The following is a 19,753-nucleotide window of genomic DNA, read 5'->3' on the forward strand; positions in this document are numbered from 1 at the left end:
CCGCCGGTGCCGTGGCCGGCGACCTGACCGATATGATCCCGGGCCCGCTTACCTTGCGGGAAGTCGCACAATCCGAAGTTCACACAAGCGCCACAGTGCTCGAAGGCGGCACGATCACCCCGGCCGCCGACCTGACGCGCACCGTGGACGCCAAACGCGTCGCCGCGCTCGTCGACGCGCTGCGGCGCGCGCCCGGCGTGGGCAAGGACATCTCCGCCGCCGTGATCGACCCGAACGGCACCGTGGTGGCCGCACATGGCGAATCGACGCCTCGCGAGCCCGCGTCCACACTCAAAACGCTGACCGCGCTCGCCGCCGCCTCCGTGCTCGACATGGGCGCCACGTTCACCACGCAGACGTTGTTCGTGCAACAGGCCAACGGCGCCGACACGGTGATCCTCAAAGGCGACGGCGACATGCTGCTCGGCGCCGGCGAAAGCGACCCGCACCACGTCAACGGCCGCGCCGGGCTGGCCACACTCGCCAACGAGACGGCCCGCGCGCTCGAACAGCGTGGCATCTCGTCGATCACGCTCGCCTACGACGACACGCTGTTCGGCACCGACCGCACGCCGCCGGACATCGCGCAGAACAACTCCGGCAACCTCTATTACACACCCGTCTCGTCGATGGCGATTGACGGTGGCCGTCTGCGCGCCACAACCGTGGACCCCGACCGGTTCGCGGACTACCCCGAACTGTCGCAGACGACCGCGCAAGACGTGGCGGCGCGCTTCGCCGCGTTGCTCGCCGAGCACGGCATCATCGTCACGAACACGACGCCGAAGGCCATGCAGGCGCCGGCCGACCGCACCGCGCTCGCCGCTGTGCACTCCGCGCCGCTGAGCGCGGTCATGGGCTTCATGCTGCAGCACTCCGACAACACACTCGCCGAGGAATTCGGCCGTCTGCTCGCGTTGCGCACACACGCGCAGAACTCGCCGCAGGGCGCGGTCGATGCGGTCACCGCCGAACTGCGCGAGCTCGGCGTGCCGACCGAAGGCCTGCACATGGCCGATTGTTCGGGGCTCTCACCCGGTTCGCGCGTCACCGTGACGACGCTCGTGGATGTGCAGCAGCGCAACTTCACCGCCGGCGGGGCGGTGGCCGCCGCCGAGGGCCTCTCCGTGCCCGGGCTTGTCGGCACCGCCGTCGGGCGTCTCGCCAAAGACGACGCCGCCGGCCTGATGCGCGTCAAAACAGGCTCGCTCGGCGAAGTCACCTCCATGGCCGGCAACATCTCGCGCATCGACGGCGGTGCGCTCGCGTTCGCCGTCATCGTCAACAACCCCACCGACATCGGCAAGGCGCGCGAGGCGATCGACACGTTCATCGCCGGGCTCGCCGCATTGTGAGGCGCCGATGGCGTATTCCGCAGCGATGAAACAGGCGATCGGCGCCGTGCGCGAACAGCTCGCGGGCGCCGGGTTCGGCTTGGCGGACAGCCGGTTCGCTCACCACGGCGTGCACAGCGTGGACCCGCACGCCCCGCTTGTGCTCGTGGCGTGCTCCGGCGGCCGCGATTCGCTTGCGCTCGCCGCCGTGGCGCATACCGTGGCTTCGGCATGGGGCATGCGGTGCGGCGCGGTCATCGTCGATCACGGCATGCAACCCGGTTCCGCGGTTGTGGCACAGCGCGCGGCCGCACAATGCGAACAGCTGGGCCTCGCGCCGGTGCTCGTGCGCACAGTGCATGTGCGCGTCGGCGGTGAGGGGGCGGAAGCGGCGGCGCGTGAGGCGCGCTATGAGGCGCTCGCCACAGCCGCCCGCGAGCTCGACGCGGCGGCCGTGCTGCTCGCGCACACGCGCGACGACCAAGCCGAAGGCGTGCTGATCGGACTGATCCGCGCCGGTGGCGTCGACGCCGTCGCCGGCATGCCGGCACGGCAGACCGTGCATGGTGTGCGGTTCGTGCGCCCGCTGCTCGCGGTCTCGCGCACGCAGACGACCGCGATCTGCATGGATTTGGGCCTCGAGTGGTGGGACGACCCGACGAACGGCGATGCGTTCGCGCCCGACGAGCCACTCTCGGCAGACTATCCGCTCCGTTCGCGCGTGCGGCACACACTGCTGCCGTTCCTCAACGAATTCGCTGGGCGCGATATGGCGGAGCGCCTCGCGCAAGGCGCGCGCGTCGCCCGTCGTGACGTGGAGTGGCTCGACGAGTGCACAAGCCGTGTATTCGACGAATGCGTGCGGCTCGAGCGGCGGGGCGTCTCATGCGAGGCGCGCATTGACGCCACGCGCCTCGCCACACAACCGCAGGCCTTGCGCTTTCGGGTGATCGCGCGCGTGCTCGCGATCTGCGCGCCCGGCAGCGGCACCGCGCATGTGGATGCGGTTGAAGCGCTCATCTCGCAATGGCACGGCCAAGGGCCGGTGCAGCTTCCCAGTAAACACTCAGCAAACCGCAAGAAACACGTCATTCGGGTGTGCGAAGATGTAACGCATGCGAATCGTCGACATTCAAGACAAGATTGACCATGAGCTGCTGAGCCATGATCAGATTATGGAGAAGATCAGCGAGGCGGCACAGCAGGCAAGTGAGGATTATGCGGGCCGGGTGCCCCTGCTCGTCTGCGTGCTCAAAGGTGCGGTGAACACCCTCACCGCATTCTCGCAGGCCATGTCCATCCCGCTCGAGATGGACTTCATGAGCTTGTCGAGCTACGGTTCCGGAACCTCCACGAGCGGCAAGGTCACCGTGCGGCAGGACCTGTCGACCGACGTGCGTGGCCGCGATGTGCTCATCGTCGAAGACATCGTCGATTCAGGTGTCACGTTGTCGTGGCTCGTCAACGAATTGAAGCGCCGCGGTGCGGCTTCTGTGGAGATTTTCGCGCTGCTGGAGAAACCCGCTCGCCATCAGGTGCAATTGGATGTGAAGTATAAGGGATTTGTGATTCCCGACGAGTTTGTAGTGGGATTCGGACTCGATTTTGACGAGGAATACCGGAACCTGGATTCCATCGCAGTCCTCAAACCCGAAGTGTATGAAGGAGAGCTTGCATGAGCGTTCCGCAAGGACCACAAAGCCCGCGCGGCAATGGGGGTAACCCATTCAGTCCGCGCGGCAACGGGAACAATCCCGACCAGAGCAACCGGCGCAACCAGAATGCCGGCCCCGGCGGCCCCAAGGGCGTGATGCGCTCGCCGTGGCTGTGGGGCATCATCATCGTGCTGATGGTCGTGCTGCTGTTCCAAATGCTCAGCGGCAGGGGTCCGCAGACGATCGACACCAAAGACGGCATGGACATCCTGACGAGCCAGGCCTCCGACGTGAAGTTCGCCAACATCGTCGACAACACGCGCCAGGTGCAGCTTGAGCTGAACAGCGACTACAAGAAGACCGACCCCGAGACCGGCAAGGAACGCAACTACGGCAAGGACGTGCAGTTCTACTACACGTACGCCCAAAGCGCGCAGGTGGTCAAGGCCGTGGAGAAGGCGAACCCGAAGAACGGGTGGACCGCCTCGATGAAAGAGACGAGCATGTGGACCTACATGCTCACCTCGATCCTGCCGTTCATCATCATCCTCGCGCTCTTCTGGTTCCTCATGAGCCGCATGGGCAGCGGCAGCGGCATGCTGGGCATGGGCGGCAAGAAGAACGCCGGCAAGCTGTCCGACGGCCAGATCCCCAAGACGAAGTTCTCCGACGTGGCCGGTGAGGAAGCCGCCGTGCAGGAGGTCGAGGAGATCAAGGACTTCCTGCAGGATCCGTCGAAGTACAAGGCGCTCGGCGCGCGCATCCCGCGCGGCGTGCTGCTCTACGGTCCTCCCGGCACCGGCAAGACGCTGCTTGCGCGCGCCATCGCCGGCGAGGCGGGCGTGCCGTTCTACTCGATGGCAGGCTCCGACTTCGTCGAGATGTTCGTCGGCCTCGGCGCCTCGCGTGTGCGAGACCTGTTCGACGAGGCGAAGAAGAACGCGCCGGCGATCATCTTCATCGACGAGATCGACGCCGTGGGCCGCAAGCGCGGCTCCGGCATGGGCGGCGGCCACGACGAACGCGAGCAGACGCTCAACCAGCTGCTCGTGGAGATGGACGGCTTCAACAACGACACGAACCTGATCATCATCGCCGCCACGAACCGCCCCGACGTGCTCGACCCCGCGCTGCTGCGCCCGGGCCGATTCGACCGCCAGGTGGCGGTGGAGGCGCCTGATCTGGAAGGCCGTGAGGAGATCCTCAAGGTGCACGCCAAGGGCAAGCCGTTCGTGCCCGACATCGACCTGCACGCGATCGCCGTGCGCACGCCGGGCTTCACCGGCGCCGACCTGGCGAATGTGCTCAACGAAGCGGCGTTGCTGTGCGCCCGCGTCGGCGCCCAGCTCATCGACAACCGCGCGATCGACGAGGCGATCGACCGCGTGATGTCCGGCCCGCGCCGCCGTTCGAAGGGCATGGCGCTCGACGAGCTGCGCAACACCGCGTACCACGAAGGCGGCCACGCGCTTGTGGCCGCGGCGCTCAACAACACCGACCCGGTGACGAAGGTCACGATCCTGCCGCGCGGCCGCGCACTCGGTTACACGGCGGTCATGCCCACCGAGGACCGCTATTCGCAGTCCCGCAACGAGCTGCTCGACCAGATGGCCTACGCTATGGGCGGCCGCACCGCCGAGGAGATCGTGTTCCACGACCCCTCCACCGGCGCGTCGAACGACATCGAGAAGGCCACCAAGATCGCACGCCGCATGGTCGGCGAGTTCGGATTCACCGACCAGCTGGGTGCGATCAAGTGGATCGACAGCGACGACGAGCAGGGCCTCGACGGCCTGCGCCCGCGCGAATACTCCGATGCCACGGCCCAGATGATCGACGAGCAGGTGATGAGCTTCGTGGAGACCGCGCACACCGAGGCGTGGCAGATCATCATGGACAACCGCGAGATCCTCGACGAGCTGGTGCGCCAGCTGCTCGTGAAGCAGACGCTCAACGAAAAGGAGCTCAAGGAGATCTTCGCGAACATCAAGAAGGCCCCGCAGCGCGAGGTCTGGCTGAGCAATCCGAACCGCCCCGATTCGGACAAGCCGCCGGTGCCGATCCCCGAGTCGCTCAAGCGGTCGGCGGGTCTGCCGCAGCAGTAGTGGGCACGCAGAGCCGCAACCGTATCGCAACGGGCCCGGCCGCATCACGCGGCCGGGCCCGTTGCGATACGGTGCGAGATCGGGGTGGTCCCAGACATACAGGTGTACACAGGGAGTGAACATGGAGACGAATTCGGTGGCATTGCGCGGCGTGCGCGTAGAGCATGCGCGCGTGGCGCAGATGCCGGGGGAACGGGCAGTGCATGTGGACGTGTGCTGCGCGCAACCGCAGCGTAGTGCCCCGGTTGATGAGCTGCTTGGCGCCGTTGTGGCATGCGTGCAGCAGGAATCAGGTGAACCCGCCGCGCGCATCGCGCATGCGGTGGCGGTGCGCATGGCGCAGCTTACCGAAAGCGCGGATGTGCAGGTGACGCTGCGCGTGGCGGGGGATGGCGAAACTCCCGCATATGCCGGCGTGGAGTGGAATGTGCACGTGACCGACACCGACGTGCAGCCGGCCGACGACGCCACGCTCCCGGTGCGCACGGCGAGCCATGCGGCCGTCATCTCGCTCGAAAGCCGTGTGCCGAACGCCGCCGACGTGTTCCGCACGATGATCGTGGCGCTCGACGGCATACCGGGCAACCAAGTCGAAGGCATCTCGCCGCTCTACGCTGTGACCCACGCCGACGGGAGCGCCGGCCGTAGCGCCGTCGTCGCGTTGCAGACCACGATGAGCGCGGCCCAGCTCGAACGCGCGCTCACCGCGCTGCACGCCGCGCACGAGGGCGCCGTCACATGCCACGTCGTGCAGATGAGCGGCATCGGCGACGAGGAGCGCGCGGCGCTCGACACGGGCGACGCACAGCACCGCGCCGCCGTGCTCGCCCCGTGGATGGACATGGACCCGCAGGCCACGCTGCAAGGCGATCCGCTCGCGTTCCTGCTGGCTTCGGCGCCCGATGCCCCATTCGTCGGTATAGAGTCCGACCATTGGATTATCGGAGGCGAATAAATGAACGCACAACGTACACGCTGGTGGGAATACGCACTGGCGATCATTCTGGGCCTGCTCGCCGGCATCGGCATCGCCGTCATCGAATCGCACATGACCATCTCACTGACCGGGGCGCCGTGGCCCGTGCCGGTCATCATGGTCATCATCGCGTTCATCGTGCTGTATTGCGCGTGGCAAGTGCACTGTTACGCCACGACCGAACCGCGCAAACGCGTGGGCATGAAGCGCATCGACCCGCAGCGGGCCGTCTATACGCTCGTCTTCGCGAAGACATTGGCGATCGCCGGCGCGCTGCTGCTCGGCTGGTATGGCGGTGAGATCATCATGACGCTCGGGCACCTCGACGCCACTTACTACCGTACAATCGCCATCCAATGCGCATTCGCGGCGGCGGCGAGCCTGTTCGACATGATCATCGGCATTGTGAGCGAAGGCTTGTGCCAGTTGCCGCCCACCGAAGGGCCGGAACACCCCAAGATGAAGGAACGGCGCCAACAGCAGGGGATCGCATAGCCGGCGCCGCGGGTACCGCGGTCAGGTCCGCTCAGTCCTGGTTGGGGTCAGGCTGCGGCACGCGCACCATCGCCTCCTGCACAATCGCGGCCACAAGCGTGCCGTCCTGCCGGTAGACCTTGGCGGTCGAAAGCCCGCGGCCATGACCCGCGGTCGGCGTGTCCTGCACATACAAATGCCATTGCGTCACATCCACGTCGCGGTACCACCACATGGAGTGGTCGATGGACGCGAACGAGATGCCGGGGGTCATCACCGTCAGGCCGGTGCGGCGCAGGATCGGCTCCAGCATGATCTGGTCACAGCCGAGCGCGAGCATGGCGCGGTGCATCGTCTGCGAGACCTCGCAAGAGCCATCGGCGCGCATCCACACAAGCTGCTTGCCACTGTCCTCCTCGTGGCTGCGCTTGTCCGGACCGAGCAGGATCGGCTGTGACACGTACCGGATGTCAAACGGCGAGTTGTATGCGTAGTACTTGGCGAAGCTCGATTTGTCCGCGAACGGCTCCATGAGTTCCTTGGAGCTCTTGAGCGATTCGGGGTCGGGCACATCCGTGGGCATGGGGTCGGCATACTCCACGCCTTCCTGCCCCTTGGCCTGGAAACTCGCAATCGCGGTGAGGATGGAGCCTTGCGATTGGGTCACGTTGACGCGGCGCGAGGAGAACGAATGGCCGTCGCGCAGCGTCTCCACGTCGAACAGCAGGTCCTGATGGATGTCTCCCGGCGCGATGAAATACCCGTGGATCGAATGAGGCTCACGGTCGGGGGCCACCGTCTTCGCCGCGGCGATGAGGGATTGCGCGATCACCTGCCCGCCGTAGACGCGGCCGGTGGGGAAGTACATGCTTTCGCCGTTGATGTAAGTGTGGTCGCGGTATACGGAAGGCGAACCAAGGCTCAACACACTGATCAGGCGTTGCAGCGGGGTTCCGGTCTCGGTGGTCATGGCGGGCAGGTCCTTTCGAATCCAAGCACAGGGTCGTAGTGCGGGTTGCTGTTTGGCAGTCTAACGGGTCGGCGTTAAGAACAATGCGCGGAATGTTACGCTCAGCTGAAACACGGCACAACGCGATGTGGCGCACCACTGGGCAGCGGTGCGCCACATCAAGGTGTTGGCAATGCCTTGCGCGTGCGGTCAGCGTGTGAGCTTGCGGTGCAGGCGGTGCGGGCGGGCCGCGTCCTCACCCAAGCGCGCGATCTTGTTTTCCTGGTACGACTGGAAGTTGCCTTCGAACCAGTACCAGCGCGCCGGGTTCTCGTCGTCGCCTTCCCACGCGAGGATGTGCGTGGCGATGCGGTCGAGGAACCAACGGTCGTGCGAGATCACCACGGCGCAGCCGGGGAACTCGATCAGTGCGTTCTCGAGCGATTCGAGCGTTTCCACGTCCAGGTCGTTCGTCGGCTCGTCGAGCAGCAGCAGGTTGCCGCCCTGCTTCAGGGTCAGCGCCAGATTGAGGCGGTTGCGCTCGCCGCCGGACAGCACGCCCGTGAGCTTCTGCTGGTCGGAGCCCTTGAAGCCGAAGCTCGCCACATAGGCGCGCGTCGGCACCTCCACGCCGCCGACCTCGATGAAGTCGTTGCCGTCGGAGACCGCTTCCCACAGGTTCTTGTTGGGGTCAAGGCCGGCGCGGTTCTGGTCCACGTAGCTGATCTTGACCGTCTCGCCAATCTTGAGGTCGCCGCTTGTGAGCGGTTCGAGGCCCACGATTGTCTTGAACAGCGTGGACTTGCCCACGCCGTTGGGGCCGATCACGCCCACGATGCCGTTGCGCGGCAGCGTGAAGCTTAGGTCGTCGATGAGCACGCGGTCGCCGAAGGCCTTGTGGATGTGTTCGGCCTCGAGCACCGTGGAGCCCAGGCGCGGTCCCGGCGGAATCTGGATCTCGGAGAAGTCGAGCTTCTTGGAGTTGCGTGCCTCCTGCTCCATCTGGTCGTAGCGTTCCAGACGGGCCTTGTTCTTGGCCTGGCGGGCCTTGGGCGACGAGCGCACCCAGTCGAGCTCGTTCTTGAGGCGCTTGGCGAGCTTGGCGTCCTTGGCGCCCTGGATCTCCATACGCTTCGCCTTCGTCTCCAGGTACGTGGTGTAGTTGCCCTTGTACGGGTAGAGCTGGCCGCGGTCCACCTCGCAGATCCACTCCGCCACGTTGTCCATGAAGTAGCGGTCGTGGGTCACGGCGATCACGGCGCCGGGGTACTGGTGCAGGAACTTTTCGAGCCACAGGATCGATTCGGCGTCCAAGTGGTTGGTGGGCTCGTCGAGCAGCAGCAGGTCGGGGGCCTCAAGCAGCAGCTTGCACAGCGCCACACGGCGGCGTTCGCCACCCGAGCACACGGAGACTGGGGTGTCGGGGTCAGGGCACTGCAGCGCGTCCATCGCCTGCTCGAGCTGCGAGTCGAGGTCCCAGCCGTTGGCGGCGTCGATCTCGGTCTGCAACTTGCCCATCTCGTCCATCAGTGCGTCGAAGTCGGCGTCGGGGTTCGCCATCTCCTCGCCGATCTCGTTGAAGCGCGCGACCTTCTGCGCGACGTCGCCGAACGCCATCTTGATGTTCTCGCCCACGGTCTTGTCGTCGTCGAGCGGCGGCTCCTGCTGCAGGATGCCCACGGAGAAGCCCGGGGTCAGCGTCGCCTCGCCGTTGCTGACGGTGTCGAGGCCCGCCATGATTTTGAGCAGTGTGGACTTGCCCATGCCGTTGGGGCCGACCACACCGATTTTCGCGCCCGGCAGGAAGCTCAGCGTGACGTTGTCGAGAATCACGCGGTCTCCGTAAGCCTTACGGGCGTTGATCATCTGATAGATAAACTCAGCCAAAGTTGGTTCCGTTCTCTGTTGGATTGCTTCCTACATGGAAGCGGGCATACATGCATCGCCCATTATTCCAAAAGAGGTCTACAGCGTCCACCATCGCACTCAAAGACGTATCCCGGACATAAGCGCAGTCTAACGTCGAGTCGAATCAGCGCGCCGCTGTAGCCCGATGGCGTTGTTTATGCCAATGTCTCAGCGGTAACATGGATATGCTTCAGATTCGGAATACTTACGATGATTATCGGAGCACGGAAGGTGTGGGATTGGCTCGTGTATTTCTTGCTCGGTTAGGCGCAATAGGCATGGTTGTTTGTCTTGCCTGCGGACTGCTTGCTGGGTGTGCTCCAGTGGGATGGATTCGGACAACGGCGTGGAAGGACAGCGCATTGCATCGTCCATGTCGGACCATGTGCAGTTGTTACTGGACCTGAATCAGAAGAACCTTGACGGGCAGATGGACGGTACGCCCATGAGTGAGTATCAGGTGGCCATCCTGAAACGAGCACTGGCAGCCGGGGGAAGGGTTAGCCGGGCCGACTACGAGCAGGCATGGGCGAGCTACCGTCAATGCATTGTCAACAAAGGGTATGCTTCGCCGCCGATTATGAAGGTCGGTGAGTTCTACCAAGCACAGTGGTCAATGGCATCTGTTGAAGGGCAGGAGGCGCGGGTGGAAAACTGCGTGAGGATGACATGGCATGTGGCATATCGGAGATGCTGAACGTGAACGAGGTATATCAACGCCAGCATTCGAATCCAGCACTGTACAGGAATCCGTCGGAGGGTGTGGTGGATTGCCTGCATCGCAACAATCTGGTGAAGGCCTCATACACTGCGAAGGAATACGATGAGGAGAACTGCAGATTCGACAAATACTGGAATGATCGCCGTATGGGACGTGCCCCCACCATCGCCGAGACGCACGGGCATTTCAGTTTTGATTACAGCGACGTTGATGCGGCCACGTGTCTGGCGAACAATCATGAGGCCATGGATGTCCAAGAATGCAAACCGCCGGAATGGAAGCTATTCGGATAGGGGGCGGAGATGGATGGCTCTCGCGATGGGAACCATCACAGAGACCATCCATCATCCGGATAGGAGCTAGTTGTTGGAGGGGAGTACGGCATCGAGCGCCTGTTTGACGTCCGCGATGATGTCCGCGGCGTTTTCGATGCCGCAGCTCAGACGCACCAGGTCGATGCCGACGCCCGCCTCTTCGAGCTGCTGTTCGGTCAGCTGGCGGTGCGTCGTGCCCGCCGGGTACAGCACACAGCTGCGCGCGTCGGCCACGTGCGTGGCGATCGAGATCATCTTGAGGTGGTCGAGGAACGCCGAGACCTTCTTGCGGCCGCCGGGCACGCCGAACGCGATCACACCGCACGTGCCGTTGGGCATGTACTTTTCGGCGAGCGCATGGTAGCGGTCATCCGGCAGGCCAGGGAAGCTGACCCACGAGATGCGCGGATCGGCCTCGAGGAACTCGGCCACGGCCAGTGCGTTCGCGCAGTGGCGCTCCATGCGCACGCCCAGGGATTCAAGGTGCATGCCCATGATCCACGAGTTGATCGGCGCCGGGGTGGAGCCGAAGTCGCGCATGAGCTGCGCGGTGGCCTTGGTGATGAACGCGGCCTTGCCGAAGTCCTTGGCGTACACCACGCCGTGGTACGAATCGTCGGGGGTCGTCAACCCCGGGAACTTCTCGGCGTGCGCCATCCAGTCGAAGTTGCCGGAGTCCACGATCGCGCCGCCCACGCATGAGCCATGGCCGTCCATGTACTTGGTGGTGGCGTGCGTCACGATGTCCACGCCGAATTCAATCGGGCGACAGTTGATCGGCGTGGGGAACGTGTTGTCCACGATGAGCGGCACGCCGTGGCGGTGCGCGGCCTCGGCGAACTTCTCGAAGTCGAGCACGATGAGCGCGGGATTGGCGATCGATTCACCGAACACGGCCTTCGTGTTCGGCTGGAACGCCGCCTCGAGCTCCTCTTCGGAACAGTCGGGGCTCACAAAGGTGCAGGTGACGCCCATCTTGCGCATCGTCACGTTGATGAGGTTGAACGTGCCGCCGTAGATCGCGCTCGAGGCGACGATGTGGTCGCCTTCGTTGCAGATGTTGAACAGCGCGAAGAAGTTGGCCGCCTGGCCGGACGAGGTGAGCATGGCCGCGACGCCGCCTTCCATCTCGCAGATCTTGGCGGCCACGGTGTCGTTCGTGGGGTTCTGCAGGCGCGTGTAGAAGTAACCGCTTTCGGAAAGGTCGAAGAGTCGGCTCATCTGCTCGCTCGAGGTGTATTTGAACGTCGTCGCCTGGATGATCGGCGGCGTGCGCGATTCGCCGTTGCCCGGCTGGTAGCCGCCCTGCACGCAGATGGTGTCAACATGTTCGCTCATGGATTCGTCTCCTCAACGGTCGGCCGCCCATGCGCGGGCGGCGTGGATGCCTGTGTGTGGTATTACACCACACACAGGCATGCCGCCGGCGTGCATGTCCGCATAGTGCGGCGGGTCAGTCCGCCGAGATGCTGCAGTGGCCGTCGTGCACGAGCTGCGCGGCGGTGTCGGAGGCGTCGGTCATCGTATACCATGGCGCGTTTTGCACGCCCGAGTTCAGCACGTCGCGTTCCGCGCCGAAGTACAGGGTGGCGTAGCTGTTGGTGAGCGCCTCGTGATCCACGCGTAGTGCAGGCGCAGTGGTGCCGCAGATGCGGTAGATCATCGCGTGCGCCAGTTCGTGTTTCACGGCGTTCGGGTAGTACGATCCTGTCACGTCGTACGTCCAGTTGCGGGAGTTCTGGTTGATGTAGATGAGGTTCGGGGTGGCGGAGCAGAACGCGCCCAATGTGGTCTCGTCGGCAAGGCGCGTGGAGCCGGAGCAGTGGTCGTAGACCGACTTGAAGTCGTAGGTCGGGCTCAGCCCCACCGAGGCGATGAGCTGTTCGCCGGCGGCGAGGTAGGTGCCATCGGATCCCATCGCAATCGGTACGGCCTTGATCTTCTGCTCCCAGTCCGCGGTGAGCGTGGGGATGTCCGGCTGGGAAGACTTGAGGTCGAAGGCCCCCGTGTACAGGTCGCGCACATTGCCCTCGGAATCCCGCAGCGTGGCGTGGATGCCAAGGTCTTCGCCGTGCAGGAACTTCTGTTCCAATTCGTTGAGTGCGGTGGTCTGTGCGTTGTAATAGATGTCGATCTCGTTGGGGTCGGTTGTGGTGCGCTCGCCGGAGGCTTCGAGCTCCTGTTCGGCAGTGAGGAGGTATTTGAGCCATGCGCCGTAATACTCCACGCCCCGGTCGCTCAGTTCGGGCAGCAGCTTGATTGCGTCGTCGGGGGATTTGCTGTTGTATTCGCTGGATTTGCCCTCGAGCAACTGCTTGTATTGCGTATAGCTGTCGGCTTCGGAGAACCGGTAGACCTTCTGGTCCTTCACCGTGCCGTCGTCGTTGAGGTAGTCCTCCGGCTCGTAGCCGCGTGCGCGCAGGTCCTCGAGCGCGCTCTGGTCGTAGTCGTCCGTGTCCATCGTCTGGTGCGCCGCGCGCCCGGCCGAGGAGACGACCGTGCCGATGCCGAAGAAGACAAGGAGCAGCACCATAACGCCGGCGATGACGCCGATCACCACGGCGCCGGTGTGCTTGCGCGCCACGGTCGGCGCACCGGCGGCGCGGGGATCCATGGTGCTGGGCCCCATGGGGTAGCCTGGCCTGCTGTTCGCTCCCCATGTGGGGTTGTTAGCTGTTTCCTAAACGATTTGCTCTAATATATTTTAATATGCTATGCTATACTGCATGTTAGTGAAGGAATGGGCTGAGCGCGAGCACCTGCACCCGCAGACCGTGTGGAAGTGGTGCCGCACCGGAAAGATGCCCGTTCCTGTCGAACGCACGCCGTCTGGCATGTGGCTCGTTCATGACCCCAAGTACGAAACACCCGCGCCGTCGGATGCCAAGCAGTCGCGCACCGTCTGTTATGCGCGCGTCTCGTCAGCCGACCGGAAGGCTGACTTGCAGCGTCAGACCGACCGGCTCAAGGCGTTCGCGCTCAGCATGGGCGTGGAAGCTCCCGAGGTCGTCACGGAGACCGGTTCGGGTATGAACGACAAACGGCGCAAGCTCAACCGTCTGCTGGCCGACCCGACGGTGGGCGTGATAATCGTGGAGCACCGGGACAGGCTCGCCCGCATGAACGCGGGACTGGTCGAAAGCGCCCTCAAGGCGCAAAACCGTAAACTTATCGTCGTGGATGACACGGAACTCAACGATGATTTGGTGCGGGATATGACCGAGGTGCTCACCTCGTTGTGTGCGCGCCTGTACGGACGCAGGGCTGCGAGCAACAAAGCGAAGGCCGCGTTGAAGGCGGTCGAACATGCTTGAGGCGGTGAAAGTGGCGCTCGACCCCACGCCACGGCAGGAGCGGTTGCTGGAGGGGCACGCGAGCGCGGCGCGCTTCGCCTATAATCTCATGCTTTCACATGTGCAGTCCCAGTTGGCGCGCGGTGAGAAGGCGGATTGGTCGATGTACGCGCAGCGGCGTTGGTGGAACGAGTGGAAAACCGAGATCGCGCCGTGGTGGGGCGAGTACAGCAAGGAGGCATACAACAGCGCGTTCGAATCATTGGCGGCCGCGTTGCGGAACTTCTTCGACGCGAAGACCGGCAGGCGCAAGGGCAGGCGCATGGGCTGGCCCAAATACCGGTCGAAGCGTCGCGGCACGCCGCGGTTCGCGTACACGACCGGATCGTTCGGCCTTGTCGAGGGCGATCCGAAACGGTTGAAACTGCCCCGCGTCGGCCGTGTGCACTGCATGGAGGATATCGCCAGGCGCGTCGGGGACGCGAAAGTGGTGCGCATGAGCGTATCCAAACGGGCGGGACGCTGGTATGCGTCGCTGACCGTCGAACGCGACACCCCGACCGCACCCGCTGCACCTAGAGGTGGCGGTGTCGGTGTGGACTTGGGCGTCAAGGCCCTCGCCGCACTCTCCGACGGCACGGTGGTGCCGAATCCTCGTCATATGAGCGGGAGCCTTCGCCGACTCGCCCATGCGCAACGCGTCCTGAGCCGACGCAGGGAAGGCTCGAACCGTTGGTGGAAAGCCAGAACCCGTGTGCAACGCATCCACGCACGCATCGCCGATCAACGACGAGACGGGCTCGACAAACTCACGGACCGGTTGACCCGTACCTACACTGACATCGCCATCGAAGATTTGAACGTGGCCGGCATGGTCAAGAACCACAGGCTCGCCCGAGCCGTGGCTGATTGCGGGTTCGCCGAACTGCGCCGACAGCTGGTGTACAAAAGCATGCGCACGGGCGCACGCGTCCATGTGATCAACCGTTGGTATCCATCAAGTAAGACGTGCTCGAACTGCGGGACGGTGAAAGCCAAACTGTCCCTCAATGAGCGCACGTACCATTGCGATGCCTGCGGATTCAGGATTGACCGCGATCTGAACGCGGCCATCAACATCGAGAAGCGAATCGTCGCCCCGAGTGCCGAGGAGACATTAAACGCACGCGGAGGGGACGTAAGACACGACCGGCGTAAGCCGGCCGCGCAGACCCCGGCGAAACGTGAACCAAGCAGCCACAACAATGGCATGAGACTTGGAGCCAGCCTCGGCAACGAGACTGTGCAAACTACAACAGACTAGCTTGCAACGGTACGGCGTGGTCTGGTATGGGGTGCCGGAGGTGAACGGATTGTGTGCGCGGGGATGCGCGCCTGGCATCGTGCCGATGGCTGGCGCGGGGTAGACCGGCGTGTGGGGAGAGTGTGGTGACCTTTGTGGTGGGGCCCCGTACGGCGTTGTGTCGGGTGTTTGCGCGGCGGGTGTCTGCGCAGTGGGGCCTGTGGGGAAGGCGACCGGCGTCGGGCCGGGATGCGGCTGCTGCGTCGGTTGGGGTGCTTGCGGTCGTGCATGCTGCTGGTACCGGTGTGGTGAGTTGGTGTTTGGCCCGCTCATCAATCCCCCTTGCTTGTGGTCGGCCGTTCGGCCATGGGCGTGCTCGGCGATGTGGGCCACATCGTAACAAAACCGGACTGCGGGGTTGTGTGCTTGTTCACGTTTTCCACCGCTTTCAGCGATGCGCGTAGCGCCGCCGGACGCGGCGCGGAGGGCGGGCGGTAGTGTGAACAGTAGCGGTGCGGGCCATCCACGCCTCGCGCCAACCCGGACAGGAGTGATCAATGAAGACATCGGTGATGGTGTTCCATCCGAACATCGCGCGCTCGCGCATCAACGCGGCGCTCATGGAGCGCGCGCAGAACGAACCGGAGCTCGACCTGGTGGTGCGTGACATGTATGCGCTGTACCCGGATTTCCATATCAATGTGGAAGAGGAGCAACGTGTGGCCGATGGCGCGGACCGCCTGGTGTTCCAGTTCCCGTTCTACTGGTACAGCGCGCCCGCGCTGATGAAGCAGTGGGAGGATGAGGTGCTCAGCTCCGGTTGGGCATATGGGCCGGACGCGCGCATCGCCGGCAAGCGCATGATGCTCGCGGTCAGCACCGGTGGCCTCAAAGACACCTATTCGGTCGAGGGCAAGCACCACGCCGCCATGAGCGAACTGCTGCTGCCGTACCGCATCATGGCGCAGTATCTGGGTCTGGAGTTCGAGGAACCGTTCATTGTGCACGGCGCCTATGCGCCCGACCTCGACGACGGCGCGCTCGCCGCCGTGGCACAGGAGTACGTGGCCCGCCTGCACTAGCAATCCGTGCCGTGCGCATATGGAATGATTGCGCCTGGCATGCCACAATGGCCGTAAAACCCAATCATTGCAACGCGACACGCCATTGACGGTTTTATAGTTAGACGATTTGACAAAGCGCCTATGCGTCGTTTACACTCTCTTTGTAAGACGAATGAACAATAGTTCGTCACAACGCACGATCAACAAAGGAGTGATCCATGGGACTGTGGGATATCGACAAGATCGAGTACGTCGGCCGCGGCAACGGCCCGGTCGAGGGGCTCGGCTTCCAGTATTATGACGCCGACAAAGTGGTCGCCGGCAAGAAGATGAAGGACTGGCTGCGCTTCGGTGTGGCATGGTGGCACACCTTCGACGCGCCGCTCACCGACCCCTTCGGCGATGGCACCGCCCAGCGCCCGTGGGACGGCAAGTACTCCGACCCGATGGACAACGCGCTCGCCAAGGTGGACTACGCGTTCGAGTTCTTCACCAAGCTCGGCGCCGAGTACTTCTGCTTCCATGACCGCGACATCGCCCCGGAAGGCGATACGCTGCGCGAGACGAACGCCAACCTCGACCGCGTGGTCGACAAGATCGAAGAGAACATGCAGTCCACCGGCGTGAAGCTGCTGTGGAACACCTCGTCGCTCTTCACCAACCCGCGCTTCGTGGCGGGCGCCTCCACCTCGCCGTTCGCCGACGTCTACGCCTATGCCGCGGCGCAGCTCAAGCACTCCCTCGAGATCGGCAAGCGCCTGGGCGCCGAGAACTACGTGTTCTGGGGCGGCCGCGAAGGCTACGAGAACCTGTGGGTCACCGACATGAAGCGTGAGCAGGAGCACATGGCGAAGTTCTTCCACATGTGCGCCGACTACGCCAAGCAGATCGGCATGGACGCCCAGTTCCTCATCGAGCCGAAGGCCAAGGAACCGACGACGCACCAGTACGACTTCGACGCGGCCACGGCATGCAATTTCCTGCGCGCCTATGACCTGATCGACGTCTTCAAGCTCAACCTCGAAGGCAACCACGCCAACCTCGCAGGCCACACCTACCAGCACGAGATTCGCGTCGCCCGCGACAACGGCGTGCTCGGTTCGCTCGACGCCAACCAGGGCGACATGCTGCTCGGCTGGGACCTCGATGAGTTCCCGACCAACCTGTACGAGACCACCTCCGTGATGTGGGAAGTGCTCGACGAAGGTCAGATCGGCCCTCACGGCGGCCTCAACTTCGACGCCAAGCCGCGCCGCACCTCGTTCAGCGCCGAAGACCTGTTCCGCGCGCACATCGCCGGCATGGACACGTTCGCCGCCGGCCTGCTCGTGGCGGACAAGATGCATCAGGACAAGTACATCGAGGACCTTGTGGCCAACCGTTACGGCTCCTACGATTCGGGCATCGGCAAGTCGATCGACGACGGCACCGCCACCCTCGAGTCGCTCAATGACTACGCCATCGACATGCCGCAGTCCGAGATCATCGCATCCACGCACCCCGATCACCTCGAGGACGTGAAGGCGACCATCAACAACTACATCATCGACGCCCTGGCCAACGCCTGACGCCGCACGGTCCGGCCACCTGCCGCATGGGCGGCCGGACCGTCCATCCAACCTCTGCGGCGCGTGGCATATGCAGTGCACGCTGTATGGCATATGCCGCCAGTAACTCTTTCCTTCCTTCCAATGAATCGCCGCCTGTTCTTTCCTTTCCTCTGCAGGCGCGATGCAGGCCCAAGGGCCACCGGGCCACACCGTGCACCCATACGCTCCGCGCGCATCCTTCCCATCAAACACACCGCGCGCGGGGAGCACGGCGGTTCCCGGAGGCCCATGGGCTTTTTCCATACGGGCGGGCATGACGGTGTGTTCGCCCATTGCTTGCGCAAGGCGCATGGCGCACCGCCGAACCGCCCTTATACCCTCCGGCCATGCTGCTGAACCGAATGTACTGTTATGACCGACCACTACCGATATGGAGGACCGCGATGACCGCAACGACCGCGACCATGGACATCACCAACCCCGTGCTGCGGGGTATGTACCCCGACCCAAGCTGGATGTGGGACGAGCTCGGGGAGCGCGTGGCCTTGGTGAATTCCTCGTTCGAACTGGTGCCGGGGCTGCCGATCCACGTTTCAGACGATATCGCGAACTGGGAGCTTGCGGGGAACGCCGTCGACGAGGCGATGGCGCAACGGCTGCTGATCCCCTTCGTGCTTGATTCTGGGGGATTGTATGCGCCGACATTGCGCATGATCCGCGGGAAGTACGTGATCGCATGCACGGTCGCCCGCATCGATCTGGATGCGGCCGCCGCAGCTGAGGTCGACCCGGAGTCGATCGAGGGGGCCCGTGCAAGCCAAGGCAACTTCATCATCGAAGCCGATGCGCTTGAGGGGCCATGGCGCGGCCCGTACTGGATCGAGGGCGCCGAGGGTATCGATCCAGACATCTTCGAGGACCTTGACGGCTCCGTGTACTGGACGCAGACAAGGCCGGCCGTACGCCCGCGCTGGGAAGGGCAGACCGAGGTGTGGACCCAGCGGATTGACCCGGAGACGTGGCGGCTGTGCGCGTCGCATGACGCAGACGGCGACTATGGCAAGACGGTCCTCTGGACGGGATATGGCGTGGAGGCGGTGTGGGCCGAAGGACCACACCTGTACCGCATCGGCGATTGGGTGTATCTGATGACCGCGGAAGGCGGCACAAGCTTCGACCACAGCGAGATGACCATGCGCGCATGGGCCCCCGACGGGCTCGGGCCGTCGGTCGAAGCCCTGCAGTTCCAGGCGCACGAGGACGGAACCGAGCCGCGCGCGCCGCGTGCCGACGAACGGTCGGTTGTGGGGCGGTATGCACGCCTGTTCCATCCCTGCAAGAAGAACCCGTTCCTGACGCACCGGCATCTGGGTTTGGAAGAGCGCGTGCAGTGCGTGGGCCACGCCGATCTGCTGCACCATCCACGGCTCGGCTGGTGGGTCGCGTGCCTGGGCTCGCGCGAAACCCCCACCGCGGGCCATGGGGCGCTCAGTTTCCTGGGCCGGGAGACTTTTGTGGCGCCTGTCGACTGGCAGCATGATCCGGCGCAATGGTCGCTGGAATCCAATGGGCCCGCGCAAGGGGAGTCCGATGACCCAGGATGGCCGGTGCTCGCCGGGGGAGCGGGGCGTCTGGCGCAGACATTGCGCATCGATGCGGCGGACGGGACCCTGCTCGACATGTGCATCGGGCCGTGCGAATCGCAGGCGGTCGTCGATGCACGCGTGCCTTTTGCCGTCGGCGATGGCGAAGGCGCGGCCGTGCGCGCGGATGGCACGGTGTACCGGCGTATGCCGGAAGACAGGTGCGTGGTGCTGTGCCCGCCGCGTGGCACGGTGCGCATCCGGCAGGACGGCCGCCATACACTGAGCGTGGCGACCGATGGGGCGTCGGTGCAGTGGGCGCTCGGCGAGGGGACGGAGCGCAGGGAGGGCATGGTGCCGATCCCCGAGGGGGAGCCGGGATCGGTTATGCTCGTCTTCGACAAAGGCATGGTGCGTGTGGTCGTGGCGCAGTCCGCGGAACAGGCATGGACGGCGCCGGCCGTCGAGGTGATCGACGTGGCGCCGCTGAGCACCGAATGGTCCGGCGGTTTCGTGGGGTGCCTCGTCGGTTGTGACGCGTAGGC

17 protein-coding genes are annotated in these 19,753 nt (G+C 64.3%); 13 read left to right on the forward strand and 4 right to left on the reverse strand.

The window, feature by feature from the left end; genetic code table 11:
- Window positions 1–32: 32 nt before the first annotated feature.
- The 6 genes from dacB (at window position 33) to BPSG_RS02210 (ending at window position 6,565) form a co-directional block, all read left to right on the forward strand.
- Window positions 33–1,355, forward strand: a complete 1,323-nt coding sequence (dacB, locus tag BPSG_RS02185) for a D-alanyl-D-alanine carboxypeptidase/D-alanyl-D-alanine endopeptidase (RefSeq protein WP_051894172.1) — start codon at window positions 33–35, stop codon at window positions 1,353–1,355.
- A gap of 7 nt (window positions 1,356–1,362) precedes the next feature.
- Window positions 1,363–2,481: a tRNA lysidine(34) synthetase TilS gene (tilS, locus tag BPSG_RS02190; RefSeq protein ID WP_026644193.1), complete on the forward strand. Its 1,119-nt coding sequence runs from the start codon at window positions 1,363–1,365 to the stop codon at window positions 2,479–2,481.
- A complete protein-coding gene (hpt, locus tag BPSG_RS02195) occupies window positions 2,450–3,013 on the forward strand; it encodes a hypoxanthine phosphoribosyltransferase (RefSeq protein ID WP_022858494.1) in 564 nt (187 codons plus the stop codon). The genes tilS and hpt overlap by 32 nt, the downstream gene beginning before the upstream one ends.
- Window positions 3,010–5,094, forward strand: coding sequence for an ATP-dependent zinc metalloprotease FtsH (ftsH, locus tag BPSG_RS02200; protein ID WP_022858495.1), 2,085 nt, complete (start codon window positions 3,010–3,012; stop codon window positions 5,092–5,094). Before hpt ends, ftsH begins: the two co-directional genes overlap by 4 nt.
- A 121-nt stretch (window positions 5,095–5,215) precedes the next feature.
- Window positions 5,216–6,049: a hypothetical protein gene (locus BPSG_RS08270; RefSeq protein ID WP_051592139.1), complete on the forward strand. Its 834-nt coding sequence runs from the start codon at window positions 5,216–5,218 to the stop codon at window positions 6,047–6,049.
- Window positions 6,050–6,565: a DUF3180 domain-containing protein gene (locus tag BPSG_RS02210; protein ID WP_026644192.1), complete on the forward strand. Its 516-nt coding sequence runs from the start codon at window positions 6,050–6,052 to the stop codon at window positions 6,563–6,565. It begins immediately after the preceding gene.
- A 31-nt stretch (window positions 6,566–6,596) separates the two neighbouring features.
- Here the strand turns inward: BPSG_RS02210 and BPSG_RS02215 are convergent, their stop codons facing one another.
- On the reverse strand, window positions 6,597–7,514 hold the full coding sequence (locus BPSG_RS02215) for an acyl-CoA thioesterase (RefSeq protein WP_026644191.1): 918 nt from the start codon (window positions 7,512–7,514) through the stop codon (window positions 6,597–6,599).
- A 189-nt stretch (window positions 7,515–7,703) separates the two neighbouring features.
- Window positions 7,704–9,380 carry an energy-dependent translational throttle protein EttA gene (gene ettA, locus BPSG_RS02220; protein ID WP_026644190.1) on the reverse strand — a complete coding sequence of 559 codons (1,677 nt, stop codon included), beginning with the start codon at window positions 9,378–9,380 and terminating at the stop codon, window positions 7,704–7,706.
- Window positions 9,381–9,729: 349 nt separating this feature from the next.
- On the opposite strand from ettA, the gene BPSG_RS02225 reads away from it, so the two are divergent.
- Both BPSG_RS02225 and BPSG_RS02230 read left to right on the forward strand, forming a co-directional pair.
- Window positions 9,730–10,098, forward strand: a complete 369-nt coding sequence (locus BPSG_RS02225) for a hypothetical protein (RefSeq protein WP_152595140.1) — start codon at window positions 9,730–9,732, stop codon at window positions 10,096–10,098.
- Window positions 10,092–10,415 (forward strand): hypothetical protein, encoded by a 324-nt coding sequence (locus BPSG_RS02230; RefSeq protein ID WP_026644188.1) that lies wholly within the window; start codon window positions 10,092–10,094, stop codon window positions 10,413–10,415. Before BPSG_RS02225 ends, BPSG_RS02230 begins: the two co-directional genes overlap by 7 nt.
- 66 nt (window positions 10,416–10,481) lie before the next feature.
- Here the strand turns inward: BPSG_RS02230 and BPSG_RS02235 are convergent, their stop codons facing one another.
- Window positions 10,482–11,774 carry an O-acetylhomoserine aminocarboxypropyltransferase/cysteine synthase family protein gene (locus tag BPSG_RS02235; protein ID WP_026644187.1) on the reverse strand — a complete coding sequence of 431 codons (1,293 nt, stop codon included), beginning with the start codon at window positions 11,772–11,774 and terminating at the stop codon, window positions 10,482–10,484.
- 115 nt (window positions 11,775–11,889) lie between these two features.
- Window positions 11,890–13,050, reverse strand: a complete 1,161-nt coding sequence (locus BPSG_RS02240) for a hypothetical protein (protein ID WP_026644186.1) — start codon at window positions 13,048–13,050, stop codon at window positions 11,890–11,892.
- Window positions 13,051–13,162: 112 nt separating this feature from the next.
- Here BPSG_RS02240 and BPSG_RS02245 point away from each other — a divergent pair, with 112 nt between their 5' ends.
- The 5 genes from BPSG_RS02245 (at window position 13,163) to BPSG_RS02265 (ending at window position 19,751) form a co-directional block, all read left to right on the forward strand.
- A complete protein-coding gene (locus BPSG_RS02245; protein WP_033502147.1) occupies window positions 13,163–13,750 on the forward strand; it encodes an IS607 family transposase in 588 nt (195 codons plus the stop codon).
- Complete coding sequence (tnpB, locus tag BPSG_RS02250; RefSeq protein WP_033502129.1) at window positions 13,743–15,032, forward strand: IS607 family element RNA-guided endonuclease TnpB; 1,290 nt, start codon at window positions 13,743–13,745, stop codon at window positions 15,030–15,032. Before BPSG_RS02245 ends, tnpB begins: the two co-directional genes overlap by 8 nt.
- 536 nt (window positions 15,033–15,568) lie before the next feature.
- Window positions 15,569–16,093 (forward strand): NAD(P)H-dependent oxidoreductase, encoded by a 525-nt coding sequence (locus BPSG_RS02255; RefSeq protein ID WP_022858502.1) that lies wholly within the window; start codon window positions 15,569–15,571, stop codon window positions 16,091–16,093.
- A 200-nt stretch (window positions 16,094–16,293) separates the two neighbouring features.
- Window positions 16,294–17,643 carry a xylose isomerase gene (xylA, locus tag BPSG_RS02260; protein WP_026643492.1) on the forward strand — a complete coding sequence of 450 codons (1,350 nt, stop codon included), beginning with the start codon at window positions 16,294–16,296 and terminating at the stop codon, window positions 17,641–17,643.
- Window positions 17,644–18,068: 425 nt separating this feature from the next.
- Window positions 18,069–19,751 (forward strand): glycoside hydrolase family 43 protein, encoded by a 1,683-nt coding sequence (locus BPSG_RS02265; RefSeq protein ID WP_026643491.1) that lies wholly within the window; start codon window positions 18,069–18,071, stop codon window positions 19,749–19,751.
- Window positions 19,752–19,753: the final 2 nt, after the last annotated feature.

The organism is Bifidobacterium pseudolongum subsp. globosum, assembly GCF_000741295.1.
Taxonomy (GTDB): Bacteria; Actinomycetota; Actinomycetes; order Actinomycetales; family Bifidobacteriaceae; genus Bifidobacterium; species Bifidobacterium globosum.

Bases quoted from the DNA above. Each gene is read 5' to 3' on its own strand.
- BPSG_RS08270 (WP_051592139.1), top strand. From the start codon at position 5,216: ATGGAGACGAATTCGGTGGCATTGCGCGGCGTGCGCGTAGAGCATGCG.
- ftsH (WP_022858495.1), top strand. From the start codon at position 3,010: ATGAGCGTTCCGCAAGGACCACAAAGCCCGCGCGGCAATGGGGGTAAC.
- hpt (WP_022858494.1), top strand. From the start codon at position 2,450: ATGCGAATCGTCGACATTCAAGACAAGATTGACCATGAGCTGCTGAGC.
- BPSG_RS02235 (WP_026644187.1), bottom strand. From the start codon at position 11,774: ATGAGCGAACATGTTGACACCATCTGCGTGCAGGGCGGCTACCAGCCG.
- tilS (WP_026644193.1), top strand. From the start codon at position 1,363: ATGGCGTATTCCGCAGCGATGAAACAGGCGATCGGCGCCGTGCGCGAA.
- BPSG_RS02225 (WP_152595140.1), top strand. From the start codon at position 9,730: ATGGATTCGGACAACGGCGTGGAAGGACAGCGCATTGCATCGTCCATG.
- BPSG_RS02230 (WP_026644188.1), top strand. From the start codon at position 10,092: ATGCTGAACGTGAACGAGGTATATCAACGCCAGCATTCGAATCCAGCA.
- BPSG_RS02240 (WP_026644186.1), bottom strand. From the start codon at position 13,050: ATGGATCCCCGCGCCGCCGGTGCGCCGACCGTGGCGCGCAAGCACACC.
- BPSG_RS02215 (WP_026644191.1), bottom strand. From the start codon at position 7,514: ATGACCACCGAGACCGGAACCCCGCTGCAACGCCTGATCAGTGTGTTG.
- xylA (WP_026643492.1), top strand. From the start codon at position 16,294: ATGGGACTGTGGGATATCGACAAGATCGAGTACGTCGGCCGCGGCAAC.
- BPSG_RS02265 (WP_026643491.1), top strand. From the start codon at position 18,069: ATGACCGCAACGACCGCGACCATGGACATCACCAACCCCGTGCTGCGG.
- tnpB (WP_033502129.1), top strand. From the start codon at position 13,743: ATGCTTGAGGCGGTGAAAGTGGCGCTCGACCCCACGCCACGGCAGGAG.
- BPSG_RS02210 (WP_026644192.1), top strand. From the start codon at position 6,050: ATGAACGCACAACGTACACGCTGGTGGGAATACGCACTGGCGATCATT.
- BPSG_RS02255 (WP_022858502.1), top strand. From the start codon at position 15,569: ATGAAGACATCGGTGATGGTGTTCCATCCGAACATCGCGCGCTCGCGC.
- dacB (WP_051894172.1), top strand. From the start codon at position 33: ATGATCCCGGGCCCGCTTACCTTGCGGGAAGTCGCACAATCCGAAGTT.
- BPSG_RS02245 (WP_033502147.1), top strand. From the start codon at position 13,163: ATGTTAGTGAAGGAATGGGCTGAGCGCGAGCACCTGCACCCGCAGACC.